This window comes from Paenibacillus terrae, assembly GCF_005217525.1.
GTDB classification, from domain to species: Bacteria; Bacillota; Bacilli; order Paenibacillales; family Paenibacillaceae; genus Paenibacillus; species Paenibacillus terrae_C.
This window is the reverse complement of the sequence record NZ_PNXQ01000006.1, coordinates 1-25,009: the sequence shown is the minus strand read 5'-3', so window position 1 is coordinate 25,009 and position 25,009 is coordinate 1. Positions and strand designations below refer to the sequence as shown.

27 protein-coding genes, 1 tRNA gene, 1 rRNA gene, 1 pseudogene and 1 riboswitch are annotated in these 25,009 nt (G+C 45.9%); of the genes and pseudogenes, 10 read left to right on the top strand and 20 right to left on the bottom strand.

Annotated features, from left to right (window positions below; translation table 11 throughout):
- Window positions 1-99, bottom strand: a pseudogene (locus C1I60_RS26490) (histidine phosphatase family protein); the annotation flags it as partial.
- A gap of 244 nt (window positions 100-343) precedes the next feature.
- Between C1I60_RS26490 and C1I60_RS06660 the strand changes: the two are divergent.
- A complete protein-coding gene (locus tag C1I60_RS06660; protein ID WP_137061044.1) occupies window positions 344-1,093 on the top strand; it encodes an MBL fold metallo-hydrolase in 750 nt (249 codons plus the stop codon).
- Between the two features lie 118 nt (window positions 1,094-1,211).
- On the opposite strand, the gene C1I60_RS06655 is transcribed toward C1I60_RS06660, so the two are convergent.
- Window positions 1,212-1,718, bottom strand: coding sequence for a PTS sugar transporter subunit IIA (locus tag C1I60_RS06655; protein ID WP_137061043.1), 507 nt, complete (start codon window positions 1,716-1,718; stop codon window positions 1,212-1,214).
- Between the two features lie 372 nt (window positions 1,719-2,090).
- Window positions 2,091-2,495: a hypothetical protein gene (locus tag C1I60_RS06650; protein ID WP_137061042.1), complete on the bottom strand. Its 405-nt coding sequence runs from the start codon at window positions 2,493-2,495 to the stop codon at window positions 2,091-2,093.
- Window positions 2,496-2,838: 343 nt separating this feature from the next.
- Here C1I60_RS06650 and C1I60_RS26275 point away from each other — a divergent pair, with 343 nt between their 5' ends.
- Window positions 2,839-2,928, top strand: coding sequence for a putative holin-like toxin (locus C1I60_RS26275; RefSeq protein WP_305954445.1), 90 nt, complete (start codon window positions 2,839-2,841; stop codon window positions 2,926-2,928).
- Between the two features lie 184 nt (window positions 2,929-3,112).
- Here the strand turns inward: C1I60_RS26275 and C1I60_RS06645 are convergent, their stop codons facing one another.
- Window positions 3,113-3,292, bottom strand: coding sequence for a helix-turn-helix domain-containing protein (locus C1I60_RS06645; RefSeq protein ID WP_137061077.1), 180 nt, complete (start codon window positions 3,290-3,292; stop codon window positions 3,113-3,115).
- Between the two features lie 33 nt (window positions 3,293-3,325).
- Window positions 3,326-3,832: a YwhD family protein gene (locus C1I60_RS06640; RefSeq protein ID WP_137061041.1), complete on the bottom strand. Its 507-nt coding sequence runs from the start codon at window positions 3,830-3,832 to the stop codon at window positions 3,326-3,328.
- Window positions 3,833-3,956: 124 nt separating this feature from the next.
- Here C1I60_RS06640 and C1I60_RS06635 point away from each other — a divergent pair, with 124 nt between their 5' ends.
- The 4 genes from C1I60_RS06635 to C1I60_RS06620 all read left to right on the top strand — a co-directional run bounded on the left by C1I60_RS06635 (window position 3,957) and on the right by C1I60_RS06620 (window position 8,546).
- The gene (locus C1I60_RS06635) at window positions 3,957-5,969 is read left to right on the top strand and encodes a M1 family metallopeptidase (RefSeq protein WP_137061040.1); all 2,013 of its coding nucleotides are present in this window, start codon (window positions 3,957-3,959) and stop codon (window positions 5,967-5,969) included.
- An 11-nt stretch (window positions 5,970-5,980) separates the two neighbouring features.
- Window positions 5,981-6,808 (top strand): hypothetical protein, encoded by an 828-nt coding sequence (locus tag C1I60_RS06630; protein ID WP_137061039.1) that lies wholly within the window; start codon window positions 5,981-5,983, stop codon window positions 6,806-6,808.
- 284 nt (window positions 6,809-7,092) lie between these two features.
- Window positions 7,093-7,230: riboswitch (cyclic di-AMP (ydaO/yuaA leader) on the top strand.
- A gap of 5 nt (window positions 7,231-7,235) precedes the next feature.
- On the top strand, window positions 7,236-7,736 hold the full coding sequence (locus C1I60_RS06625) for a C40 family peptidase (RefSeq protein ID WP_137061038.1): 501 nt from the start codon (window positions 7,236-7,238) through the stop codon (window positions 7,734-7,736).
- Window positions 7,737-8,039: 303 nt separating this feature from the next.
- Window positions 8,040-8,546 carry a GNAT family N-acetyltransferase gene (locus tag C1I60_RS06620; protein ID WP_137061037.1) on the top strand — a complete coding sequence of 169 codons (507 nt, stop codon included), beginning with the start codon at window positions 8,040-8,042 and terminating at the stop codon, window positions 8,544-8,546.
- 75 nt (window positions 8,547-8,621) lie between these two features.
- Here C1I60_RS06620 and C1I60_RS06615 read toward each other — a convergent pair whose 3' ends face one another.
- The gene (locus tag C1I60_RS06615) at window positions 8,622-8,921 is read right to left on the bottom strand and encodes a 4a-hydroxytetrahydrobiopterin dehydratase (protein ID WP_137061036.1); all 300 of its coding nucleotides are present in this window, start codon (window positions 8,919-8,921) and stop codon (window positions 8,622-8,624) included.
- A gap of 118 nt (window positions 8,922-9,039) precedes the next feature.
- On the bottom strand, window positions 9,040-9,333 hold the full coding sequence (locus C1I60_RS06610; RefSeq protein ID WP_137061076.1) for a hypothetical protein: 294 nt from the start codon (window positions 9,331-9,333) through the stop codon (window positions 9,040-9,042).
- A 187-nt stretch (window positions 9,334-9,520) separates the two neighbouring features.
- Between C1I60_RS06610 and motA the strand changes: the two genes are divergently transcribed.
- Both motA and C1I60_RS06600 read left to right on the top strand, forming a co-directional pair.
- Window positions 9,521-10,315: a flagellar motor stator protein MotA gene (motA, locus tag C1I60_RS06605; protein WP_137061035.1), complete on the top strand. Its 795-nt coding sequence runs from the start codon at window positions 9,521-9,523 to the stop codon at window positions 10,313-10,315.
- A complete protein-coding gene (locus C1I60_RS06600; protein WP_137061034.1) occupies window positions 10,308-11,135 on the top strand; it encodes a flagellar motor protein MotB in 828 nt (275 codons plus the stop codon). The genes motA and C1I60_RS06600 overlap by 8 nt, the downstream gene beginning before the upstream one ends.
- Before the next feature lie 134 nt (window positions 11,136-11,269).
- Here C1I60_RS06600 and rluF read toward each other — a convergent pair whose 3' ends face one another.
- Together rluF and C1I60_RS06590 are read right to left on the bottom strand one after the other, a co-directional pair.
- Window positions 11,270-11,971 (bottom strand): 23S rRNA pseudouridine(2604) synthase RluF, encoded by a 702-nt coding sequence (gene rluF, locus C1I60_RS06595; protein ID WP_137061033.1) that lies wholly within the window; start codon window positions 11,969-11,971, stop codon window positions 11,270-11,272.
- A 24-nt stretch (window positions 11,972-11,995) separates the two neighbouring features.
- Window positions 11,996-14,299, bottom strand: a complete 2,304-nt coding sequence (locus tag C1I60_RS06590; protein ID WP_137061032.1) for a PAS domain S-box protein — start codon at window positions 14,297-14,299, stop codon at window positions 11,996-11,998.
- 328 nt (window positions 14,300-14,627) lie between these two features.
- Here C1I60_RS06590 and tadA point away from each other — a divergent pair, with 328 nt between their 5' ends.
- Window positions 14,628-15,128, top strand: a complete 501-nt coding sequence (gene tadA / locus C1I60_RS06585) for a tRNA adenosine(34) deaminase TadA (RefSeq protein ID WP_137061031.1) — start codon at window positions 14,628-14,630, stop codon at window positions 15,126-15,128.
- A 90-nt stretch (window positions 15,129-15,218) separates the two neighbouring features.
- Window positions 15,219-15,818 carry a GNAT family N-acetyltransferase gene (locus tag C1I60_RS06580; protein WP_137061030.1) on the top strand — a complete coding sequence of 200 codons (600 nt, stop codon included), beginning with the start codon at window positions 15,219-15,221 and terminating at the stop codon, window positions 15,816-15,818.
- Window positions 15,819-15,909: 91 nt separating this feature from the next.
- Here C1I60_RS06580 and C1I60_RS06575 read toward each other — a convergent pair whose 3' ends face one another.
- The 11 genes from C1I60_RS06575 to rrf all read right to left on the bottom strand — a co-directional run bounded on the left by C1I60_RS06575 (window position 15,910) and on the right by rrf (window position 24,832).
- Window positions 15,910-16,986, bottom strand: a complete 1,077-nt coding sequence (locus C1I60_RS06575) for a hypothetical protein (RefSeq protein ID WP_137061029.1) — start codon at window positions 16,984-16,986, stop codon at window positions 15,910-15,912.
- Between the two features lie 198 nt (window positions 16,987-17,184).
- Window positions 17,185-17,340 carry a small acid-soluble spore protein P gene (locus C1I60_RS06570; RefSeq protein ID WP_137061028.1) on the bottom strand — a complete coding sequence of 52 codons (156 nt, stop codon included), beginning with the start codon at window positions 17,338-17,340 and terminating at the stop codon, window positions 17,185-17,187.
- A 71-nt stretch (window positions 17,341-17,411) separates the two neighbouring features.
- A complete protein-coding gene (locus tag C1I60_RS24400) occupies window positions 17,412-17,582 on the bottom strand; it encodes a hypothetical protein (protein WP_170970755.1) in 171 nt (56 codons plus the stop codon).
- A gap of 26 nt (window positions 17,583-17,608) precedes the next feature.
- Entirely contained in the window at window positions 17,609-17,950 is a 342-nt protein-coding gene (locus C1I60_RS06565; RefSeq protein WP_025683476.1) for a hypothetical protein, read from the bottom strand.
- Between the two features lie 145 nt (window positions 17,951-18,095).
- Window positions 18,096-18,184, bottom strand: a tRNA-Ser gene (locus C1I60_RS06560).
- Between the two features lie 93 nt (window positions 18,185-18,277).
- Window positions 18,278-19,558: a serine--tRNA ligase gene (gene serS, locus C1I60_RS06555; RefSeq protein WP_137061027.1), complete on the bottom strand. Its 1,281-nt coding sequence runs from the start codon at window positions 19,556-19,558 to the stop codon at window positions 18,278-18,280.
- A gap of 36 nt (window positions 19,559-19,594) precedes the next feature.
- The gene (gene pdxT / locus C1I60_RS06550) at window positions 19,595-20,161 is read right to left on the bottom strand and encodes a pyridoxal 5'-phosphate synthase glutaminase subunit PdxT (RefSeq protein ID WP_137061026.1); all 567 of its coding nucleotides are present in this window, start codon (window positions 20,159-20,161) and stop codon (window positions 19,595-19,597) included.
- Window positions 20,162-20,177: 16 nt separating this feature from the next.
- A complete protein-coding gene (gene pdxS, locus C1I60_RS06545) occupies window positions 20,178-21,059 on the bottom strand; it encodes a pyridoxal 5'-phosphate synthase lyase subunit PdxS (RefSeq protein WP_014279080.1) in 882 nt (293 codons plus the stop codon).
- Between the two features lie 143 nt (window positions 21,060-21,202).
- A complete protein-coding gene (locus C1I60_RS06540; RefSeq protein ID WP_137061025.1) occupies window positions 21,203-22,591 on the bottom strand; it encodes a D-alanyl-D-alanine carboxypeptidase family protein in 1,389 nt (462 codons plus the stop codon).
- Window positions 22,592-22,910: 319 nt separating this feature from the next.
- On the bottom strand, window positions 22,911-24,368 hold the full coding sequence (guaB, locus tag C1I60_RS06535; RefSeq protein WP_014279078.1) for an IMP dehydrogenase: 1,458 nt from the start codon (window positions 24,366-24,368) through the stop codon (window positions 22,911-22,913).
- Window positions 24,369-24,715: 347 nt separating this feature from the next.
- Window positions 24,716-24,832 (bottom strand): 5S ribosomal RNA (gene rrf, locus C1I60_RS06530).
- Window positions 24,833-25,009: the final 177 nt, after the last annotated feature.

The following is a 25,009-nucleotide window of genomic DNA, read 5'->3' as shown; positions in this document are numbered from 1 at the left end:
TACATTCTCCATAAAATCAGCCAACTGCTCAGCTTGTTGGATACCTTCATCGGTGAGTCGGGCATCTGGCTCCTGTCCTGTCGCTTTGGCATGTCTCACAAAGTAAATCTTCCTCACGTAATCACTCCTAACCAGTAAAGTTAGTTACACTTCTCTACTTTCGTGAACCTCTGATTAACCTGAATGAAAGTAAAAAAGCACTCTTTGCAAGAGTCATTGTCACACAAATTTAGAATTCTACATATTGACAAATAATTATTTTTATGTTATAATTAAGGTTTGCAAATTTTAATTTCGTGATACGATTCCTTTGTATTACATCAACTCTTTCAGGAGGGATTCGATGCAATTGGACAAGGGAATACAGCTACTTCAGGTTTCTTCTACCATTATGGGACGAACAGAGAGCATTCACCCCACCTTAATGTGGGACGAAGATAATATGATTTTAGTGGACACGACTTACCCCGGGCAATTACCGCTTTTACAAGAGGCTATTCTAAGTACCGGATTCACCATCCATAATCTTACCTCCATATTCATTACACACCAGGATCTTGATCATATCGGCAGTTTGGCAGATGTAATCCAGACTTGTCCATCCCCAGTTCAGGTGTTTTCCAGTTCTATCGAAAAACCCTATATACAGGGAGAAAAGCAGCTTATAAAGCTGACACCAGAAGCGATAACTCAAGCTGTAAACTCCATGCCCGAATCTGTCCCGGTAGAGTGGAGACATGCATTCCGGCGCACACTTGAAAATCCCCCGAAGACTACCGTAAACTCCACGATCGTTCCCGGGGAGGAATTGCCCTTCTGTGGAGGGATCGTAGTTGTAGATACTGCTGGTCATACACCGGGACACCTAAGCTTCTATCATAAGACCAGTCAAACTTTGATTGCAGGAGATGCTCTGAACGTAGTGAGTGGCGAGCTACAGGGGCCAGATCCACAATACTGTCATGATTATAACATGGCGAAGGAATCTCTTAAAAATCTGCTCACATATGATATAAAAAAAGTGATTTGCTTTCATGGAGGGCTTTACGAAGGCAATTGTAATCGGCGGATATCTGAAATATGCGGTTTGTGACTTACTTATCTAAAGATAAGACTAACCAGAAATTCCAGTTAGTCTTATCCTACATATTTTACTGTTAAACCCTAAGAATTTACCTAATGATCTTACGAAGTAGGAAGCTGAATACTGACTAGGCTTTCAAATAGACTCTCAATACAGGTGCATCAGGAGAAGCAGACGAGCCTTCCAATATTTCCACATGACTGATCATCTCTTGCCCATCTGGAACGATTACCGGAGTAATTACAGGCAATCCCTCCTCTTGAATAGCGTCCAGATCAAACTCCATCAATAATTGCCCCGCTTTAACGTTATCTCCTGTTTGGACATGAGGGTTAAAGCCCTGCCCTTTGAGTGAGACGGTATTAATCCCGACATGTATCAAAATTTGTACACCGGATTCATGTTCAATGATCAGCGCGTGCTTGCTTTTCTCCATCACATGAGCGACTTTCCCCGTAAAAGGAGCCGTGACCCTGCCTTCAGACGGATGAATAGCGATGCCTTCCCCCATAGCCTTCGTAGAAAACGCAGGATCTGGAACTTCTTCAAGGGAAACCACTTGTCCTCTAATTGGTGCTACCATGTCGAATTCTTCAATACGAGGAGCCACCTTCTTTTTCAACCATTTAAACATAACGATGCCACCTTATTTACAGATTACATTCATAAACAGTGAATAGGACTTAACTACACCCTTTTAGGAACCGGTTCCACAAAAGAAATAAATAAAAACCGGCTTGGAACCAATTTCTATTTGAATTATAGTGAATGCCTTTCCATGATGTCAAGGCGCTATCAGTCAAATAACCACATATATCGACAATTATGATTTTGTTACTTTGATATGCTCCAACAAATCATGGGTTAGATCCTTTCATTAAGTTCATTTTCTTTGATTGTATTCAAAACATTTTAACATGTAATTCAATCTCACCGAAGGCAAATATTATGCTCCTATGTAATTACTATCGCTTGATGAATTATTTACTCGGTGCTATTTTTACAATTAATCGTTTTTGTTCTTATCATCTTTATAATTTTTTAATTCCATATCTGACTTCATACCTAATAGAATAGCCACAATGCCTAATCCCCAAAATACAATAGCATCATTTATCTGCCTTAATACATAGTTATTCCACTTAATAGGTAGGAATGGTATAACCACCATAGATAAAGCCCATAAGATCAAGGGTAAATTGTTTATGGCCTTCATCATACGAGGACTCTTCATCTTAAATTTATCGTTTACTAAAAAAACAAAAAAATCAAATACTATAAACCAAAATCCTGCTAGCGCAAAACTGAATAAGAATCTGAATTCAATTTTTGTGTAATTTAGCACTCTAATGATGCCTAATAGAATATATGCTCCTCCTAAAAATTTAATAAGAGAATTAGTAGTCTTCATACTTCTCCTTTCTTCTAACCCACTCCCTTATGATAACGTTAACTTCAAGTTATGTGAAGAATTTTGTGCCTAAATGATACATTTACTTTGTAAAATCTAAAATCAATCTTCTATAAAATAATATTCAATTGGGCAAAACAATAATGCCTGACCTCAATTATAAGATAATATATGAGGTCGAAAAATAACCCGACTAAGATAAAGCCTATCTCAGTCGAGCCATTTGCCATTACAATTACGTATTCAAGTGTTTTTACTCTCAAAAAAGTATTTTTTATGGTATAATTCCCTAGTACAACATACGGCTAAAAGGGCGGTCGGCTAGTCTCCCCGAAGGGAGGTGATGCCCATGGAGGTTAAAGACGCAATTTCTTTGATGATCATGTTTGGCATGTTCATTCTGGCATTGCTTACCTACATGAAAAAGAAGTAGACCGCCCCCAACCAAGGTATTCGATCTACTTCTGAACCTTACTGCCGACTGCTCTTTAAGCAGTTTTTGTACACTGGAGTCGTGTTGACGCACGGCTCCTTTACTATTCTTACCTCAGTATAGCTCATTTTATAACGCAAATACAGTTTTTTCATTCGAAAATTTTACTGATTCCTCTGCTATTTTACTTGTTCAGTACATACTCTATCAGGTATGAAAGCTTGCAATTGAAAGCATCACAAAGCTTAAACAAAGTTTCCAATTGGGTCGTTTCTATATTCGTTTCACGATATAATTTATTGATTGAATTTCCGCTAAGTCCCGATAAACTCCTCAGCTCCGTTAAAAAGCAGTTCCTCCAAATACGGAGAAACTGCTTCTGTGGTTGATCTTTCTCTTACCCTTCCAGCGCCTGCTTCAATTCCTCAGGCGAGGCATCCCACCATTCCTCGTTATGCGAGATCAGCAGGCTTTTGAGCGCTGCTCTATCCTCACTACCGAGATCCTCCAGCATGAAACGACGCTTGAGCGCGTAATCCATACGGTTGACGTGATCGGCGAGGATTTTCCAGCCGCGTTTGGCTTCGTCGTCAATCAGCATCTCACAGGCAGTCGCGCCGCCGTACACACGTCCTTCGGGCGTACGATCCACGGCTACCCATACCAGCCATACCTGGCGTCCGTTTGGTACATCCTCTTTATTGGTAGAAAACTTAATCCCGCGTTCTACTTTACTTTTGGCATGCATGGCACCGACATCAATTTTCGCCTCGCCGCGGTCAATAATGACCGGGGACATACTGTTCAGGTCGATTGAACCTGCGCCGAAGCCCTTATGTTTACTCTTGCCACTGACAATGTTCAGTGCAATCTGTTTTTTGCCGTCTGGCTGATTTTCGCTCATGCGTCACTAGGCCTCCATTTTCCGTCTTGACACTCATTCTACACTATAAATATTTTAACTAATAATCTCCCGAAAGCAAACATATACATGCTGTAGATGCTTGTCAACGGGAGGTATCCATTGTATGACCCCAGCACACACCAAAATCGTTTTATTGTCTACACTAGCCCTCGGTCTCCTCGCAGGGACGTTATGGTTTGCCTGGCAGCCTCAACCTGAGTCGGATCTGCAATCCTTGGGCAAACCGCCGTACGATTCCCAGTCAGAGTCTGCGCTTGCGCCAAACATGGGCAAGCCCCTGGGAGCAAACATCCTGCCTGACGTGCCCCAAAGTCCTCCACAGCCCGCTTCGGAAATTCTCAGCAAGCGTGTGGTGGAATACCACATTGACGTGTCCCTGGAAGAAGGGCAGGTTTTAAGGGGCACCGAGACGCTCACCTGGAAGCATCCGGGCACAAAAACCGTGAATGATCTGTATCTGCACCTGTACCCCAATGCCTTCTCTTCCATGGAAACCACCTTTATGAAGGAATCCGGGGGCAAGCTGCGCAGTGACACCATGCCCAAGAACGGCTTTGGCTCCATGACACTAACTGAACTTAAAACGGAAGACGGTTTATCCCTCATGCACCGGACACAGTATGTGCAGCCGGATGACGGTAACGTGAACGACCACTCGCTCATGAAGGTACGTCTCCCCAAGCCGGTCCGAGGCGGTGAAAGCATTACATTATATATGAAGTTTGAGGTAAAGCTACCCGCCATCTTCGCACGTATGGGCGCAACAGATGATTTTGTTATGGCGGGTCAATGGTTTCCCAAACTTAGCGTCTATGAAACCGCAGGACAGCGTGGACGCGCCGAGGAAGGCTGGAATCTGCATCAGTATCATGGAAACTCCGAGTTTTACGCCGATTTCGGAATTTACAGTGTGCGTATTCGAGTGCCCGAAACATACATCGTGGCCGCAACTGGATTCCCTACCCGTGGAGCAATCCGGCAAAATGGGCAGAAAATATATCAATTCTATGCCGATGACGTGCACGACTTTGCATGGTCCGCTTCACCAAATTTTGTAGCTGTAGAAGAACCATTTTCCTCTGCTGAGGTACCGGGAGTCAAAGTCAAGCTATATCTCGACCCATCGCACAAGGAACTCCGGGGACGTTATATGAGCGCAGCCAAGGCCGCTCTTTCCTATTACAGCAAGTGGTACGGGCCTTATCCATATTCGACCCTGTCCATCGTTGTACCACCCAAAGCAGGCAGCGGCGCGGGCGGCATGGAGTATCCCACACTGATTACAGCCGCAGCCGCGGATAATCTGAATCCCGGCTACAATCTGGAGCGGACAGTTGTTCATGAGATTGGGCATCAATATTTCTATGGAATGGTTGCAAACAACGAATTTGAGGAACCATGGCTGGATGAAGGCTTTACCTCTTATGCAGAGGAACGACTCATGGAGCAAGAGTACGGACTGATCCCCAACTTGCCGTTACAGTCTGGACAGGTGTCTTCCCCACAGCCGTTAAACCGCGAGTCTTGGAAGTACGGCTCGGCTACTGAATATGCACAAAATGCCTATTCTCGGGGTAAACTGGTGCTGCGTGGCATTGAACGCCAGGTCGGCGCGAAAAAAATGGACCGAATTATGCGTACCTACGTCCAGACCTATCGATTCAAGCATCCAACCTCACAGGATTTTCAGCGTATCGTCGAAAGAGCCACCGGACGTTCGTGGAGCCATTATTTTGAACAATATGTATACGACGGCCAGATGGCGGACTTTTCGGTAGATCGCATTACGAACCGCCCGCTGACCAACGGATACGAAGCAATCATTACACTCAGCAAAAAAGGGGCAGATTATCCGAAGGTCCCTGTTCAAATTACCTTCAAGGACGGCACAACGTTATTCAAGGCATGGGACGGTATGGGCAAAAGCACCACCTATCGACTTAAAAGTGCATCCCCGGTCTCTCATGTGATTGTTGATCCACTGTACACGATTGCACTAGAGAACAAGCATATCAACAACAACCTGAAGGCCGAACTGGACGAGAAAACACAGACCCGTTGGAGCATAAGTGTAACCAAGCTGCTGGAGACAATGCTTGGAAGTCTGTCATGGTGAGGTGTCTATAGATGCGTATTGTTATAAAAGAAGGCTGGGCGCTTGTGCGCATACAATTTTATATTGTCATCATTCTGTTTCTGTATCGACTGCTATGGGGCGTTTTGCTCTATCGAGTGGTACAATCCGCCGTTACTCCCCTGCTGCTGCGCTACCCTGACCAGGGCCAAAACGAACTGGGAAAGACCTTGTTTTGGATGGAGAGCCAGATTGCCCTGACGGACAACCGGGAGGTTCATATGTATCTGTGGATACTACTGGGGGCAACGGCGCTGCGTATACTGATTACCCCCTTCATCCGGGCGGGAATATACCAAAGTCTGCACACCCATGCAACCGAGCCGCAAAGTCTGTCTTTCTTCCGTGGAATGAAACGTCATGGTTTATCATCTATTATCTATTACATCATCGAGCTTGGGCTCCTGCTGCTCCCTGCTTTCTGGGTGGTGCCGAGGCTCTACCCTATCGTAGCCGGGGCGCTGCAATCTCCCGCCTATCTGCTGCATGTGCTGCCCTATGCCATCGGTTGGATCGCCTATGGCTGGTTCATCCGCCAGTGCATCCTGTACATGCAGTTAGGCACCGTAGGTGGTCACGCCATACTGCCGTCGCTGCTCGCCTTCTTTCGCCAAATCCTCCCGGCTATCGGTATTTCGCTTCTGCTCGGCGCAGGTGTGCTGCTTGTCCTTGGCCTATTCGGCACGGTGGCGATGATTTGGACTGGCATGCTGGCACTCATTCTCCAGCAAACGTATCATTTTGTTACCAGTCTGGTCAGGCTATGGCACATCAGTTCACAGTACCGCCTATGGCACACCGATATCTCCGGCAGAGGTTGAACCCCCACTCCGTTCCTCCTGAGCAATTTCTGGCTGTCGAAAGGCGACTATCTATATCCATTCCTATCCATGTAAACGGCACATAACTGAATACTCTTAACAAAATCTGTTCCCGCGATAAAGGGAGCAGATTTTTTTGTAACTTTTTGCGATGAAACATTTGCCAAAGCCAGCCGACTTTGTTACAATAATCGCAGTGAACTGATAGTAACAACTTTGTAATCTTTATTGTAACCTTTACCTTAAAACATCGTTATCGTGAATACTGCTCTCCAAGGTGCACATCTTAAGTTAAGCCTAATTCCTGGCACCTAGGAAGCGGGGGAACCAGTTTGGGTGAATTGATCTCGCAACAGAGTGGTCATAGGGGAACCTTCTACCGAATCCTTAAGCTAACCTCGCAGGCATTGGAAGGGGTATATTTTTTTTGAAGAAGAAACTAACAATCGCAGTCATGGGTCTTGCCATTGCCTTTACATCTTTTACATTCGGTGGCGGCAGTGCATTTGCAGACTCCAAGATGGACCAGGTCATCCAAGATACCAAAGGAACGAGCTACAGAAGCGGAGGCACTACACTCGACGGATTCGATTGCTCCGGCTTCACAATGTATGTATATCAAAAACTGGGAATTAAACTGCCGCATCAATCCGGATCACAATTCAAAATGGGATCTTCCGTATCCCGCGATGAAATGAGACCTGGAGACCTGGTGTTCTTCAACACCACAGGTAGAGGCATTTCCCATGTAGGTATCTTCATGGGTGAAGGGAAATTTGCCCACTCCTCATCTTCACGTGGTGTAGTTGTTAGCTCACTGAACGAAAATTATTACGCTAACCGATATGTCGGTGCCAAAAGAATTATGAGCACAGATGCTTACCACGCTGTAGCTTCTGAAACTCCTGATGACGACAACGTAGAATAACTAGCGAACAGCAAGCTAACCTGAGCCGCAATTTGATTCTGGCCGGAATCGAATTGCGGTTTTTTATGTCCGCAACATCAGAAACGTTATCTTTACTGACGAACTGACACCTCAAAAGGTTTCAGTTGTTGCGAACATCGTCGGTTTTACCGTCACGGCGGGGGGAGCATATGAGCAGTAAAGCCTTCTTATTGAATGTATACCCGACTTGGGTATGAAATAAACACGCTTGCCAATCCCCTGCAACTTGTCTACAATCTGTTGTTAATGGTTTAAGTACTTGTAAAAGGAGGACGGGAAGACATGCCTGCCTCAATATCTAACTACCGAATCGTGCCGATGGACGAGCAGCAGGCGGCTGCGATATGTGAGTGGCGCTATGATCCACCCTACAATATATACGGCTGGCTGCCTTGGGAACAAATGAAGGCGCTTGAGGTCGAATTTGGAAGCCCCTCGCTTCGCCAAGATCAATATGTAGCCGTATTGGACGACGAGAACATACTAACCGGATTTGCTCAATATTTCCCGATGATTGGCGTGACCCGGCTAGGTCTGGGAATGCATCCCGGATTGTGTGGACATGGCAGAGGCGCCGAATTTGTCCGTGCCATTGCCGAGGAAGCCAGACGACGCAATCCTGAGAATGAAATTGATCTGGAGGTGCTGACCTGGAATGGGCGCGCCATCCGTGCTTACAAGGCAGCCGGATTTGAGCTTACGGATACCTATGAACGTCAGACTCCCGATGGCAAGAAGGCGTTTCATTGTATGGTATATCATCCCGACCACCAGCCTCGTGTTCTATGATAAAAGCGCCTTCGGCATACAACAGCATTGTTGTATATCGAAGGCGCTTTTATCATACGGCAGGCTACGATTAGCTCAATGACTGCTACGCATTTTCTCAAAAGCTTCATTATATTGTTGGGCTTCCTTAATATCCACGGCCATAATGCCACCGTCATCCCAGGAGGTTAAACGCAGGGTCACGGTCTTATAATCAATCGTAATAAATGGATGATGATTAAATGCTTCCGATATAGCAGCAACTTCATCCACGAATGCAATCCCTTTCATAAAACTGGAAAAATTATATTTCCGGACAATCCATCGTCCTTCCTCCAGTTCCCAGCCCTCCAGCTTCTCCAGATGTGCTTCAATCTCTCCTTGTGTAAAAGGCATGATACGACTCCTCCCTGTTTGTACGGAAGCCTTTCAGCCGCTTGAATGCGACCAAAACTACGATATATTGGTGTCCATATTACCACGGCCCCGTTGATAAATCCATAAAACGGCCTGTTCAAATCAAAGGTACCGACGTCAACTCCTCATCTCCAATGAGCACATAGATACGGTGCCGCCCAGGTTCATAGATAACAACGCCGCTGCCCACAGCGATAACAGGCTCTGTACCCAGCGCATAAAACAGATCTTCAGCCAGTGCTTCATTGACTTCCTGACGCCCTGCCGGGTCCAGCCTGTCCCAATCTTCTGCTTCCATTTCGAAAAATTCATAGCTATCTGGAATGCGTCCCATAGCCTCTGTCAAATCGTTCAAAATTTGTTCATACTCCCGTCCGTGCTTCACTCCCATGCCATTTCCTCCAATTCTTCCGCCATTCATTACATAATCACCTTATTATACCGGAAATTCGTACTTAACAAAAAAGAGAGTTTTGTCGATAAATACTATAATCCGTCTTGTAATGACGTGCCTGGGGCAAGGACGACCCCGGCGGCATGAAAGGATTCAAAATCTATTCTCATGGATGAGGTGTATCATGCAAATTTCAACCATTATTGGACTTGTACTCGGGATTGTGTCATTGGTCGTCGGGATGATTCTCAAAGGTGCACCAGTGATCAACTTGGTCAACAACCCCGCTGCTTACATGATTATTTTTGTCGGAACGGCAGCAAGTATTTTTATGGCCTTCCCGATGGAAGAAATCAAACGGATTCCAAAACTGTTCAAGGTTATTTTTACGGAACAAAAGCTTTTGGACCGTAAAGAGCTCATCGGCACATTTACCGAATGGGCATCCATTACCCGTCGCGAAGGTCTGCTTGCGCTGGAATCCAAGGTAGAGGAGATCGACGATCCCTTTATGCGTGGTGGTATGCGTATGATTATTGATGGTAATGATCAGGAATTCGTGCGGGATGTTCTAATGGAGGACATTAACGCCACCGAGGATCGACACCGCTCCGGTGCACTGATCTTCTCTCAGGCTGGTATGTACGCTCCAACGCTCGGGGTACTCGGTGCCGTCGTAGGTCTGATTGCCGCTCTGGCCGATCTTAGTGACATGGCCAAGCTGTCTCATGCCATCGCGGCAGCCTTTATTGCGACGTTGCTTGGTATTTTTACAGGTTATGTCCTGTGGCATCCAATGTCCAATAAGCTGAAACGACTATCCAAAAAAGAAGTAGAGCTTAAATTGATGATGGTCGAAGGCCTGCTGTCGATTCAATCAGGTATATCCACCATTGCGATCAGCCAAAAACTGACGATATTCCTGACTCCAACCGAACGAGCTACCCTGACCGAGAAGGATGGGGATTCCGGTGAGTAAAAAAAGACATGAACCGCACGAGGAGCATGCCGACGAAAGCTGGCTGTTGCCATATTCCGACTTGATGACCCTTCTGCTAGCTCTTTTCATCGTCTTATTCGGGATGAGCGCGCTCGACGCCAAAAAATTTGAAACTATGGCTCAATCCATGAGTGCGGCCTTTAGTGGCGGCACAGGCATACTGGATCACTCTGCTGCCAATCCATCGCCACAATCCGCAGATATGGGCAAAAATAAAGAACAGGTAACACAACCTATAAAATCGAAGGCAACTTCTACGGCTGAACTGCAAAAGCAACTCGCCCAGCGGGAAGAAGAGGACTTGAAAAAGCTCAAAAAGCAAATGGATCAGTATATTGAAAATAATGGGCTGACTCCGCTGCTCAATACAAAACTGAACCAATCCCAGCTCATGATAACTATTAGTGATAACGCCTTGTTTTCATCGGGTGAGGCCGAAGTAAAGCCGGAAGCGAGAAAGCTGGCCAAGTCCATCTCCAGCATGCTCCAGCAGTTTCCTGGCTATGATGTTATCGTATCGGGTCATACGGATAATGTCCCTATTTCCAATAGCCAGTTTCCATCCAACTTTGATTTGAGTGCCAAACGATCTCTGAATTTCTTGCGCATTTTGCTACTCAACCCGCAGCTTGATCCAACCAAATTTGTATCCATCGGTTATGGTGAGTATCGTCCCCTAGCAAGCAATCAGGATGGTCAAGGACGCTCCAAAAACCGCCGTGTCGAAATTTCCGTACTACGTAAATATCAGAACGGCACACAAGTTATCAGTCCTACCTCAAGCTCGAATGAAGGTTGATTATGCATATGTTATATAGACAAAGGCACCGCCGCATTTTTTATGCAGCTGGTGCCTTTTCATTGTGCTATTCCACTCTGCCTCTTATCCTATCCATTGCCCTGCCATCTATCAGCCATGAGAAGCCCTCAGGCTTAGCTGAGTGTATAATTCAGCATCTCACCTAGTTCCTGCTTCTCTGTCTCTGTCAGGTCGCGCCAGGCGCCTCTCTGAAGCGATCCCAATCGAATATTCATAATCCGCAGACGTTGCAGCTTCTTCACTTCATAGCCGAAGGCAGCACACATGCGCCGAATCTGACGGTTTTTTCCTTCCGTCAAGATGATGCGGAATACGTACTCAGAAACACGCGTCACTTCGCAGGGAAGCGTCCGCTGACCGAGTATTTTTACACCTGTGGACATCCCCTGCACGAAAGAAGGTGTGACGGGTCGATCCACCGTTACGATATATTCCTTCTCATGCTTGCCTTCCGCCCGTAAAATCTTATTCACAGCATCTCCGTCATTGGTAAGTAAAATAAGACCTTCCGAATCTTTATCCAGACGTCCGATGGGAAAAATCCGCTGCGGGTGTCCCACAAAGTCGACAACATTCCCTTGAATATGGCTCTCTGTCGTGCTTGTAATCCCTACCGGCTTGTTCAATGCAATATATACGTGATTGGACTTCTCACGGAGTGGCTTGCCGTTCACACGGACATCGTCGCCTTCCTCCGCCTGACTGCCCAGCACCGCCACCTCGCCGTTAATCGTCACGCGGCCGCTCTCTACCAGCTTGTCCGCCTCCCGGCGCGAGCAAAAACCGGTTTCGCTGATAAACTTGTTAATGCGCAACCTGTGTACCCTCCATTTCTACTGTCACGCTTCCTTCTCCTGCCCCTCCAGTTGCTCAGGCTTGGCAGTTGGAAGCTGCACAAGGGCTGTTGTTCCCTCACCCTCTGTGCTTTCAATATCCAGTGTGCCTTTATGACTCTGTATAATACGCTGGCTGACCATAAGTCCGAGTCCTGTGCCTGTTTCTTTGTTGGTGAAAAAAGGTTCCCCCAGCTTGGACAGCATCTCTGCGGGAATACCCGTCCCTTGGTCCCGTATGAAGATTTTAACGCTTTCTCCCTCCAAGAACAAATGAATCGTTATCGTACCACCCTTGCTCATGGCCTCCATACTATTTTTAAGCAAATTAATGAATACCTGCTTTAACTGATTTTCTTCGGCATGTACGAGGGCAGGCTCCTCCGTTACTTCAAGATTGAACACAATGCCCAGCAGATGCGCCTGACTATCGAGCAAGGAAATAACGTCACTCACGATATAGCGCACATCTCTTTTCTGAAAATGTACAGCTTGCGGCTTTGCCAATATTAAAAATTCGCTAACGATCAGATTAATACGATCCAGCTCGGACAGCATAATATCGTTATGCTTCAGATTCAGCGCTTTATTTTGCTGCTGTAACTGGAGAAACCCACGCAGCGTGGTCAGCGGATTACGAATTTCGTGCGCCACCCCTGCCGCCAGTTGTCCTACCGTCGTCAGCTTCTCCGATCTGCGCAGCAATTCCTCCATCCGGTTGCGGCCTGTAATGTCCCGCGAGACGCTGATAAATCCCAGAATCTGGCCTTCTTCATCCAGGATGGGCGATGTACTCATACTAATCTCCACCGTACTTCCATCCTTACGCATTCGAATGGACTCAATAGACACCATACTCTCTCCCTGAAGCAATCTTTCCTTCTGAAATTCGTACTCTTCCTCTTGCTGTGGCGGTACAAACTGGAGCTTACGTCCGACCAATTCCTTTTTGGTCCAGCCGTACAGGGCTTCAAAGGCATGATTGACCCGGATGATACGCTCATCCTGATCGGTCACATGAATCGCATCAGCAGTCTGGTTAATGACAGACTCCAAATGCTCTTTTACAGAACGGTTTTCCTCATACATCTGTTCGAGTCTCCGTGTATACATTCCAAGATTGTAGGCCATCGCATTGATGCGCTCACCTAGCTGTGCAAGCTCATGGCCGCCCTTAATCTGTAGTCGTGTGTCAAAATGGCCGTCAGCCATCTCGTTCACTTTTCCCAATATCGACTGAATTGGGCGGACAAATATACTTGCCAGCACATAGCTGCCAATGATTACAACCTCCAGTAAGACAATAGAGATGGCGATCAGACTGATTAATTGCTTATAAATAACGGAAGAGATCGTATCATAATTCATAACAATTCGAATGACATAGGCATCACGGTTAGCCGGATAAAATGGTATGTAACTGACGAGGACCCGTTCACCTTTAATATAGCATTCCTGTACAATGCTCTCCCCGGAGAAAACGGCCTTGGACACAGCCAAACGATCCTCCTGCACCCTCGCTAGCTGATACGTGCCAAATCGGATAGGTTTGTTGTACATGTAATAATATTTTCGGTCGTTTCCATGGTTGTCCATCGTAGGGCCACCGAAGGTTGTGGGGTTAATTCCTGTTATCTCCATGATGCGGTAATCCACTTGTTGGGTTTGCTTTACGATTTCATCGGGATTGAGAATCGGTATAAAATTTTGAACTTCACTGTCTTGGAAGGAGATTCGGATCATATAGTTGCGCTTCTGGTCATAATAAAATCCCCACTTGTTAATATGGGTGGCATCTGAGCCTGTATAGTCAAATGCTCCAGTCCAAAAGTGTTCCAGATGTTGACCATGCACCAATCCAGCCTGTCCATGCTCATATAATTGATCCACTGCATTTTTCCAATAGCCGGTCAACGGATCGCCAGACATGATCTCTTTCGGATTCGACGATTTGGCGATCTTATACCCCTTTCCATCACGCACCATCAAGGAAATATCAATATCCCCGCTGCGCTTGGTCATCTGTTCGAGTTGTTCCTGCGTAATATGATCGATATCAGGATCTAGCTTGCTGGCAGCCAGCGTGGCAGAGAGCCACAAATTATATCCAAGCTGCTTGTCTACAGCCACCCAGCTTTGTTGAGCTTGTTCAATGGCACCTCCAATAGTCTTTGCCGTCAGAACCATTTTCGTTTCGCTGTCACTTCTTAAATTTTCGTGGGTCGTGTAATAGTTGAGTGCAATATTTAACAAAAGGATAAACAGAAGGGACCCCGACAAAATGATCGTAATTTTGATTTTTATCGACACACTGATTTCTCACCTCTTGCCGTATGCTGGCGATTACTGGCAATTGCTAACTCAATGATACCGTAATACCGCCTGTGATACCAGCATTTACATTTCCCGGATAAACATAAATACACACAGCTTGTATACAGTTGTCAATATGCGAACGTTTGCCTACAATATAATAAGATAATCATCCACAAGTCGTCCACAAATACACAGATTTTATTATAAACTGTGGATAAACCTGTGGATAAGTGTCGTGTTATCCACAAAATTATTCACATCATGTTAACAACGGAATATTTGTTCGTTGGATAATTCGCATTTGAAAGGAGCATTTCTACCAGTGACCATGATAGATCACGCTTTTTGGATGAAAGAAGCTATTCAAGAAGCGTATAAGGCAGAAGCGTTGGGTGAAGTGCCCATCGGAGCTGTCATCGTAAAAGATAATGAAATCATAGGACGCGGTTACAACTTGCGCGAGACGGACGCTGACCCGACAGCACATGCCGAAATGGTTGCCATTCGTCAGGCCAGCGAGCATCTGGGGGCCTGGCGCCTGCTGGATTGCAGGCTGTATGTCACTCTGGAGCCGTGTCCCATGTGCGCCGGAGCCATTGTACAATCACGGGTTCCCTATTTGATCTACGGCACCACCGATCCGAAAGCTGGCTGTGCGGGCACGCTGATGAATCTCCTGCAGGAGCCTCGATTCAATCATTGCACTGAGGTGATCAGCGGCATTCTTCAAGAGGAATGCGCCTCGCTGCTGACGGATTTTTTCCGTCAGCTACGGCAAAAAAGAGCCGCTGCCAAGCTACCTTCTCCACCGTCTTCGTCCTGAAGATGGGAGCTAGATCGCTTATTTATACACAATTAGGAATCAGCCGTTATTTACGTCACATTGCTAATTCCCATGGAAGGAGATCAGCTCATGCCTATGAGCCTGTATAACATGCCTCAAGGTATCTTGTTGCGACCATTTAGCCTGGCGGATAGTGAAGCTCTACTGGCCCTCAGGCTTACAAATAGGGAGTCTCATGCACCGTACGAGCCACTTCACGGCGACTCATTTTTCACGCTGGAAGAACAGCAGGAATATATCCGTCAAAAATTGCGTCAAGCCGAGGAGGATCGGGGATATTCGTTCGGTATCTTTCTCTTGGAGGACGAGCGTCTCATCGGGTATATCTCTATTTCTAATCTTGTGCGAGGCGTGGGACAATTCGCCGATATCGGCTACATGATGGATCAGCACGAACAAGGCAAAGGACATATGACCGCAGCTTTGAAGCTGACCATACAATTTGCATTCCGCGCCCTATCACTTCACCGACTGCAAGCCGGCACCCTACTGCATAATGAGCGCTCACAGCATGTACTGCAAAAGTGCGGCTTTCAGCCTGAAGGCATTGCCCGCAAGCTGGTACAAATTCAAGGGACATGGCAGGATCATCGGATGTTCGGGCTTTTAGCCGAGGATAACGTGTGGCAAACCTGGACCGCTACGCCATCTGCTCAGAGCCATATATGACAACAAAACCGCCTGGCTCTAAGCCAAGCGGTTTTGTTGCATTACATCAGATGATATGGATAATGCCTTTACAATCACGTCGTTCCTTTATTTAAGGAGCAACAGTTTGCATTTTTTGTTGAAATTGTTCAATCGTCAAGACTTGGTCCCCTGTTGGAATACCCACTTTAAATGTTGCTTTTTCATTGATTTTGCTGTATTGCGTGTAGCCAGTTACAGACAATTTTACGTTATCTTTTGTGGTCGGATCATTCATCTCTACATTCGCATTCAGGTCTTGATACACAGGAATATCATCCTTGTTCAAGGCTGTGTTAATGTCGAACTGTTTCACCGTCAAATAGTTTTTCAACTCATCCAGCTTTTTGCTAACCTCACTGGTGTTGGATTGCAGTTCTTTCTTCGCTTCAGCCAACTCTTCTTTTTTCACTTGCAGCATGCCAGCATACTCATCTTTAGACATCACATCAATGACTTTAGGAAGCGCCTTAGTGATAAATGTATTTGTCGCTTGCTTCACATTGTCGTTCGTTATTTTAAACTGAACCACTTGTTTAGCTTTAATGCCTTGTGGCAATTTAGCATCCTTAGGATCAATATCAAAGAAGTACGTAGCTTGATCATACTCACCCAGAATAGCAGCAATGACTTCATTCGCAAATTTCTGCGATTTTTCCTGATCCATTGATGCAGGGTTAAATTCTTGTCCGGACTGTTTAGCCAGCTCCTGCGGATCAATAATCAGGAATTTGCCCACAACTTCCTGTGGAAGCGGGTAAAATGGAATGTTCGGAATTTTAACGTACAATTTATCCTTGGTCATAACCATTGGAATCGTGAAGCTGGTGGAAAGGTCACCTTTCAAATGAATGCCCAGCGTCATTTCAGATTGTAAAGGTTCTTTTTGGTATACACCATCCAGCGTAATGTCCGCATTCTTCAGCATGCTCGTCACCATTGCACTTTGCTCGCTTGGAACAGAAGCAGATGTAATCGTCAAATCTTTAACCGTAAATTGGCTTTTGGATTCATAAGAAGTCAGTTTCATTGCATTAGCGGTACCGTTCGTAACAGCTTCCTTCGGTTCTAACTTCTTGCTACAACCTACCAGGGCTACCGTCAAAAGCAACACCATAGTGAGTACCAAGACGGATAACTTTTTACTCATTGTGTAGATTCTCTCCTCTCGTAATTAACCCCTTTTTTAATACTAACAAAAAAATACACACGCCTCCATTTTACCGCATATTCACATGCAATGAAACACTTATTGGAAAATTTTCTTACAATAAGCACAAAGACACCCTGGTTCTCTAACCAGAGTGTCCTGTATTTCACCAAATTTTTAGGCAAAAAGTCTAACTGCTTATGATCCTTCTCTGTTGTGATGGTCTACGTGATTCCGCTGCTTCACCTTTTTGGAACCAGATAGTGGCTCCTGTTGATGATTGCGCTCACGCTTTTCGTTTCCTTCACCGGCGTCCTGTGCCTCGGGAACAGGAATGGCTTTAGGCTTGCTCATTTATGCATCCTCCGTTCTCAGACTATATTTAAATACCTCAGTAAATCCGTTTATTACCATTTAAAGTAGGACTATTGATGGTGCAGGTCTTCTGTTTTATCATGGTTAAGTGCATCCTGATGACGGCGGTCATTACGATCCTGCTGCACTTGCTGTGCCTGATGACTGTTAACCGGACGCTGCTCCAAATCATCCACAATGTTAGACAGGTTTTTATCCAGTCCATTTTTGGCTTTTGTCATGTAGCTTCCCCCTCATTCCTTCATGACTACGAGTGTGTCAATGACTGTAACGTCTGAGCACACTGGTGAATATGTCGAGTGTAATCGGACACCAGTTGCTGAATGATATCTGTTCGTTCATCCACAGACTGTCCGTCCCGTTCTACATCGACCAAGCTAACCTGTACTTCTCTAGAATCTACATAAGTACATGCAAAATCAAAGGAGTACATTTGTCGGCCCTCTACCTCAATATGGATTCGTATAGTTCGGTTGTCTGCTTCATCTGCTTGTACCTGTGATTTATCTCCTGAATTTAAAAGTCTCGGCAGTTGTTCCTGCCAGGCCTCTACCAGCTTTTGCTGATCTACTGTCATTTCTCGATTCATGCCAGCACCTCCACATCTGATAACGTGTGAAAAAAACAGGATTTTTATACAACAAAAAAGCCATCCTTTACGATCTCTAAACATCAGCACATAAAGGCTAATGAATCAGCTATCGTATTCGAATGGCTTGGCTCATTTATTATAATGGCGGAGAGGATGGGATTCGAACCCATGTGAGCTTGCACTCTAACGGTTTTCAAGACCGCCCCGTTATGACCGCTTCGGTACCTCTCCAGGTGGTAATTGGATAAAGTTGCTTCCCATTTAAAATAATCTCAGGCGCAACAAAATTATTTTACCACAGACTTTAAACGAATGCAATGGTTACTATTGGGGAGCGATAACTTCAGCGCCTCGCATGTATGAACGCAGCACTTCTGGGATTACAACGCTTCCGTCCTCCTGCTGATAATTCTCCAAGATAGCAGCCACTGTGCGTCCTACAGCCAATCCTGAACCGTTCAGTGTATGTACAAATTCAGGCTTTGCTTTCGGCTCCGGCCGAAACCTGATGTTAGCACGACGCGCCTGGAAGTCCTCTGTATTGGAACAAGAAGAAATCTCACGGTACATGCCACTTTCAGGCAGCCACACTTCCAGATCATACGTTTTGGCAGACGTGAAGCCCATATCCCCGGTGCAAAGTGCCAGCACACGATATGGAAGTCCAAGCAGTTGCAAAACACGCTCTGCATTGTTCGTCATTTTCTCCAGTTCCTCATAGGAGGTGTCTGGGTGAACCAGCTTGAGCATCTCTACCTTATTGAATTGATGCTGACGGATCAAGCCACGTGTATCCCGTCCTGCCGATCCTGCCTCAGAGCGGAAGCAAGAGCTGTATGCCACATAATTTTTTGGAAGCTGATCCGCGTTCATAATCTCTTCGCGGTGATAGTTGGTTACCGGAACTTCAGCCGTAGGAATGAGATAATACTCGGTATCGCGCAGCTTGAACAAATCCTCTTCAAACTTCGGAAGCTGTCCCGTGCCATACAGGCTATCCCGATTCACAATGTATGGAGGCAGCATTTCCTCATAACCATGCTCACTGCTATGCAAATCCATCATAAAGTTAATCAGCGCACGCTCCAGGCGTGCCCCCAGTCCTTTGTAGAACGTAAAACGGGAACCCGTCACCTTTGCTGCCGCCTCGAAATCAAGAATGTCCAGCTCCTGTGCCAGCTCCCAATGTGCTTTTGGCGTAAAAGAAAACTCGCGTGGCTCGGACCAGCGACGAATCTCTACATTATCCTCCTCCGAAGCACCTACAGGCACTGACTCATTGGGGATATTCGGAATAGACATTACCAGCTCGTCGATCTGGACCTCCAGCTCGCGCACTTGCTCATCCAATTCTTTAATACGGTCGGAAACCTGACGCATCTCAGCAATAAGGTCATCCGCATTTTCTTTATTCTTCTTCAACTTGGCTACTTCACCGGATACAACATTTCGGCGATTTTTGAGCGCTTCACTTTCCTGGAGCAGCTCACGACGACGCACATCCAGATCCGTAAAGCCATTTATCAGATCCAGAGATTTTCCTCTATTTTGCAAAGCTGTTTCAACCCGACCAAGCTCATTACGTAAAATCTTTATATCTAACACAGGTAATCCCTCCTACACTACAAACCTGACTTTCCGCTATTCGCGGACCATATCCACAAAATACTGATGTAATCGGTAATCGTCCGTTAATTCCGGATGGAAGGATGAAGCCAGCAAATGACCCTGACGGGCCGCCACGATCTCGCCGTTATACTCAGACAGCACGTCTACTCCCATTCCAACAGACTGTATTAATGGCGCGCGTATAAACACAGCACGAACCGGTTCCTCAATCCCTTTAATGTCCAAGTCTGTTTCAAAGCTTTCCCGCTGGCGACCAAAAGCATTACGTGACACCGTAATATCCATCAGTCCTAGATGCGCCTCTTCCTGTCCTTGAACTGTTTTGGCCAGCACGATCAATCCCGCACAAGTGCCGAAGATAGGCTTGCCTTGATCGGAAAACTGGCGTATGGCATCAATAAAGTCATACTTGCGCATCAGCTTGCCAATCGTCGTGCTTTCACCGCCGGGAATGATAAGACCGGACAGCTCATCGAGCTGCTCGATCTTCTTCACCGCCACACCTTCTGCACCCGTACGTTCAACGCTTCGTATATGCTCAGCCACAGCGCCTTGCAGCGACAGAACCCCTATTTTCATGCCTGTCCCTTCCTTCTTACCAACCACGATCCTGCATGCGTTCATGCGGTGCCAGCTTGGAAATTTCGATACCCTTCATTGGAGCACCCAGATTCTTGGACACTTCTGCAATCAGCTTGTAGTCCGTATAATGAGTAGTCGCTTCCACGATGGCACGTGCAAATTTCTCAGGGCTATCGGATTTGAAAATACCGGAACCAACGAATACACCATCAGCGCCCAAATGCATCATCAATGCCGCATCGGCAGGTGTTGCTACGCCGCCCGCTGCAAAGTTAACCACTGGCAGCTTGCCGTGCTCATGCACTTCCAGCAGCAATTCGTAAGCAACGCCAAGGTTTTTCGCTTCTGCATACAGCTCGTCCTTCGACAGGTTTTGCACCTTGCGAATTTGGCCGTTAATAAAACGCATATGACGAACAGCTTCGACAATATTCCCGGTTCCAGGCTCACCCTTTGTACGAATCATAGAGGCCCCTTCGCCGATACGGCGCAGTGCTTCTCCCAGATCCTTGGCTCCGCAAACGAATGGAACGGTAAACTCCCGCTTGTCGATATGGAAAACTTCATCCGCAGGTGTCAGCACTTCGCTCTCGTCAAGATAGTCAACACCCAGAGATTCCAGCACCTTCGCCTCCACAAAATGGCCGATACGAGCCTTAGCCATAACGGGAATAGAGACCACCTTCATGACCTCTTCCACAATCGTTGGGTCAGCCATACGGGCAACCCCGCCAGCCGCACGGATATCTGAAGGCACCCGTTCAAGAGCCATTACCGCTGTAGCTCCTGCCGCCTCTGCAATTTTAGCCTGTTCAGCGTTCATGACATCCATGATTACGCCGCCTTTTTGCATCTCTGCCATACCTCTTTTTACACGTGAAGTTCCCGTTTCCATCTCGTTTCCTCCTGTAAGGGTTACGTTTAGATTCTAACTTAATATTTTACCGTACAGACGCCAAATACACAATCATTTCAATCAGCAAAATACGTAAGGCAGAGCAATGAATCCTCGGCTCTGTCGGTCTAGTAATCAGACGATTAGAACAGGTTTTTAATCCCCTGGAACAAATCACCGAAGAAGTTACCAATTGCCCGGAAAAGCATACGGAACCAGCCAGCCTCTTCTACAGCCGTCGTAGTTACCAAATCAACGGTTTTCACCTGACCTTTTTCCACACCATCCGTTTTATACGTATAGCTAATCGTTCCGACTTTTGCCCCTTGCTTCAAAGGCGCTACAAGTGAGCTTTCCGGTGTAATGTTCGTTGAAAACGTCACTTTAGGGTTGGCTGCGCCTTTAGGTACGACAAAGCTTACCGCATCCTTAGTCACAACAGGTACTTCTGTTTCAGTTCCCTTGGTGACAGGCACATTCTCTACACCTTTAACCACTGTCTTTGGAGCCACTACCTGCTTCACTTCAAAATTATCAAAGCCATAGTTTAATACTTTAGCAGTCTCTGTAAAACGGTGTGGCTCTGAGTCTGCCCCCATAACTACACTAATAAGACGCATTCCGTTACGCTCGGCTGTTCCCGTAAAACAGTTACCCGCATTGCTTGTATGTCCTGTTTTCATTCCGTCAAGACCGGGATAAGCAAATTTTCTAAAATTGGTTATATTCTTGTTTGCTTCCAACATCCAGTTGTAGTTAATAATCGGCGCTTTGTCCGTCGGGCGGAACTTGTACGATTGAATCGTCGTAAACCGTGTATAGTCTGGGTGATCCTTAATAATGTTACTAGCCAGTGTAGCAGCATCTCTCGCTGTCATTACAGTTTCACGATTGGTATCCGATTGAAACCCTTTAGGCATATCGCCACGGTCCAACCCTGTAGAGTTGATGAAATACGTATTTTTCATACCCATTTTCTGAGCTGTTTCATTCATCAATTTTACAAAGTCCTGCTCGGTTCCAGACACACGCTCGGCAAGAGCTACCGTTGCATCATTGGCAGAGCCTACCGCCATGGCAATATACAGCTCTTCTACCGTATGTTGATCACCTTGAGCCAGAAAAATACGTGATCCGATGCTCTTGGCAGCATTCTCTTGAACCGTAACCTTATCCGTCCATTTGAGTTTCCCTTGCTTGACCTGCTCCGCTACAAGGTACTCTGTCATCATTTTGGTCATACTTGCCGGTGGTAGCGGCTCATCCGGGTTCATAGACAGCAAAACCTGCCCTGTGGAAGGCTCAATCAGGATGGCCGAGCGCAGCGCCAAACTAGGTGGCTTAACAGAGCCTGTCCCCGTAATATTGACCGCCTCTGTAGTCGTTCCGGCAGCAAACGTAGCTACAGTCGGATCAAAATTGCCCACAACCGGCAATGCTGACATGTACATCATATTAAGCACCATGACTGCTGTTACGCTCTTTTTCATCATGCTGCGTTTCTTATTTTGTTTTTGATTGTTTGCTTTCAAATGAATACAAACTCCTCTCATACCTCAACCCGATCCGCTATGTATAGCGAGACGGTGGATAAAGCCTCTACTAGGCCAATGTAATTAATGTATTAAATTTCCGCTTTGTTTCGTCAATTGGAGCCAATGCTCAACATTCTCTGCTCTTATCCTGGAATGAGCAGGTACTAAGTAAGCTCGATGTCCTAAGGTGTCCTTACTTCATCAACCCATTTGTAAAAGGCAGACACTTGTCTATTCTATCACAGGGGTATCTCTAAAAAAAGACAGGCAGAGCGAAATACGCCCTGCCTGTCGTCAAGTCTGCTACAGTCGAACTTTATAATGAATAGTTTGGTGCTTCTTTCGTAATTTGCACATCATGCGGATGGCTTTCACGTAGACCTGCACCCGTAATACGGATAAAGCTCGTATCATTACGAAGCTCCTCAATATTAGCAGTACCGCAGTATCCCATACCGGAACGAAGACCACCCAATAGCTGATGTACTGTATCGGAAAGTGGCCCTTTATAAGCGACACGTCCTTCAATGCCTTCCGGTACCAATTTCTTATCATCATCTTGGAAATAACGATCCTTACTTCCTTGCTTCATCGCAGCCATGGAACCCATACCACGATATACTTTAAAGCGACGGCCTTGATAGATCTCGGATTCGCCTGGACTTTCTTCCGTACCAGCAAAAAGACTACCCAGCATTACCGCAGAAGCTCCTGCCGCAATGGCCTTTGTAATTTCACCGGAATATTTAATGCCACCATCTGCAATAATCGGAATATTATATTCCCGTGCTACTGTCGCACAATCATAAATAGCTGTTACTTGCGGAACACCGATCCCGGCGATCACGCGCGTTGTACAGATAGAGCCTGGACCAATGCCGACTTTTACAACCGAAGCTCCGGCTTCAATCAGTTCACGCGTTCCGTCACCAGTAGCTACATTACCTGCTACAATCGTCAAATCAGGATAAGCATCACGCAATTTGCGAACCGCCTCAATGATGTTAATATGATGACCATGAGCAGAATCGACAACAATCAGATCCACACCTGCATTTACGAGTGCTTCAGTCCGATCAAACGTATCTTTAGAAATACCTACAGCCGCACCGACCAGAAGACGCCCTTGTGCATCTTTCGCTGCGTTTGGAAATTGAATAGCCTTCTCAATATCTTTAATAGTGATAAGCCCTTTGAGGTAATTTCCATCATCGACCAAAGGAAGCTTTTCAATTTTATGCTTTTGCAAAATGCCTTCCGCTTCCTGCAAAGTCGTACCTACAGGTGCAGTTACCAGCTTTTCCTTCGTCATAACTTCACTAATTTTAAGATTAAAATCATGAATAAAACGAAGATCGCGGTTCGTGATAATGCCTACCAGCTTATTTTCCTCGTTTACAACAGGTACGCCAGAAATACGATATTTACCCATAACAGCTTCAGCATCGGATACCAAGTGATCTGGAGTCAATGAAAATGGATTGGTGATAACACCGCTCTCTGAACGTTTTACTCTATCTACCTCTACTGCTTGCTGTTCAATTGACATATTTTTATGAATAATACCGATACCGCCTTCACGAGCCATCGCGATTGCCAAAACTGCCTCAGTAACAGTATCCATACCAGCACTCATCAAAGGAATATTCAGCTTTACGTTATCACTCAAACGGGTCGCTACACTTACTTCTTTCGGCAGAACCACCGACTTGCGAGGTACCAGCAAAACATCGTCAAAGGTAAGGCCTTCCTTACCGAATTTATCTTCCCACACCAAGATGATCCTCCTTCAAATTGTTTAGTCTGTATTGGTCTTGTTGTCTGTCTAACATGGACAAATCAAGGCTCTCTGAAAATATATTATTGCAATCTTAGCAAAGCGGTATAGGGGTGTCAAGCCTTCCTCAGTAGCCATAACTTTTAGTATTCCCCTGTACAAACAAGTGTACTCGCAGGGAGGACATCCTTTATAATTAAGCGTTTCCTGAGAAATAGTCGACCCTTTTATAAAAAAATAGCCCGCTTGGAAAAAGACAGATTAGGGGTTACATATAAGGTTCTGGAACGCAAAAGAAAAAAAGGATCATAATCTCCAAGAGATTATGATCCTTTTTTTCTTTTGCTTGGCGACGTCCTACTCTCCCAGGACCCTGCGGTCCAAGTACCATCGGCGCTGGAGGGCTTAACGGTCGTGTTCGGGATGGGTACGTGTGGAACCCCTCCGCTATCGCCACCAAACATGAATTTACATCGTAAATTCTTTTTCAGAAATCAGCATCGCCAAATGCTGTGTGCTCGCTTGTCTCATATAAGCTACTTGAGCTTATACTATACAAAGCTTACACCCTGAAAACTGGATCCGAAACTCCATTGCGTTCTATACTTAGGATAAGCCCTCGACCGATTAGTATTGGT

Excerpts from the sequence above, each read along its gene's own strand:
- C1I60_RS06610 (WP_137061076.1), bottom strand. The coding sequence starts at position 9,333 with ATGGGAGTGAAGCACGGACGGGAGTATGAACAAATTTTGAACGATTTG.
- motA (WP_137061035.1), top strand. The coding sequence starts at position 9,521 with ATGCAAATTTCAACCATTATTGGACTTGTACTCGGGATTGTGTCATTG.
- C1I60_RS26275 (WP_305954445.1), top strand. The coding sequence starts at position 2,839 with ATGCCCATGGAGGTTAAAGACGCAATTTCTTTGATGATCATGTTTGGC.
- C1I60_RS06570 (WP_137061028.1), bottom strand. The coding sequence starts at position 17,340 with ATGAGCAAGCCTAAAGCCATTCCTGTTCCCGAGGCACAGGACGCCGGT.
- pdxT (WP_137061026.1), bottom strand. The coding sequence starts at position 20,161 with ATGAAAATAGGGGTTCTGTCGCTGCAAGGCGCTGTGGCTGAGCATATA.
- C1I60_RS06650 (WP_137061042.1), bottom strand. The coding sequence starts at position 2,495 with ATGAAGACTACTAATTCTCTTATTAAATTTTTAGGAGGAGCATATATT.
- C1I60_RS06635 (WP_137061040.1), top strand. The coding sequence starts at position 3,957 with ATGACCCCAGCACACACCAAAATCGTTTTATTGTCTACACTAGCCCTC.
- C1I60_RS06615 (WP_137061036.1), bottom strand. The coding sequence starts at position 8,921 with ATGCCTTTTACACAAGGAGAGATTGAAGCACATCTGGAGAAGCTGGAG.
- C1I60_RS06565 (WP_025683476.1), bottom strand. The coding sequence starts at position 17,950 with ATGAATCGAGAAATGACAGTAGATCAGCAAAAGCTGGTAGAGGCCTGG.
- C1I60_RS06580 (WP_137061030.1), top strand. The coding sequence starts at position 15,219 with ATGCCTATGAGCCTGTATAACATGCCTCAAGGTATCTTGTTGCGACCA.
- C1I60_RS24400 (WP_170970755.1), bottom strand. The coding sequence starts at position 17,582 with ATGACAAAAGCCAAAAATGGACTGGATAAAAACCTGTCTAACATTGTG.
- C1I60_RS06640 (WP_137061041.1), bottom strand. The coding sequence starts at position 3,832 with ATGAGCGAAAATCAGCCAGACGGCAAAAAACAGATTGCACTGAACATT.
- C1I60_RS06630 (WP_137061039.1), top strand. The coding sequence starts at position 5,981 with ATGCGTATTGTTATAAAAGAAGGCTGGGCGCTTGTGCGCATACAATTT.
- C1I60_RS06575 (WP_137061029.1), bottom strand. The coding sequence starts at position 16,986 with ATGAGTAAAAAGTTATCCGTCTTGGTACTCACTATGGTGTTGCTTTTG.
- C1I60_RS06660 (WP_137061044.1), top strand. The coding sequence starts at position 344 with ATGCAATTGGACAAGGGAATACAGCTACTTCAGGTTTCTTCTACCATT.
- C1I60_RS06655 (WP_137061043.1), bottom strand. The coding sequence starts at position 1,718 with ATGTTTAAATGGTTGAAAAAGAAGGTGGCTCCTCGTATTGAAGAATTC.
- pdxS (WP_014279080.1), bottom strand. The coding sequence starts at position 21,059 with ATGGAAACGGGAACTTCACGTGTAAAAAGAGGTATGGCAGAGATGCAA.
- C1I60_RS06620 (WP_137061037.1), top strand. The coding sequence starts at position 8,040 with ATGCCTGCCTCAATATCTAACTACCGAATCGTGCCGATGGACGAGCAG.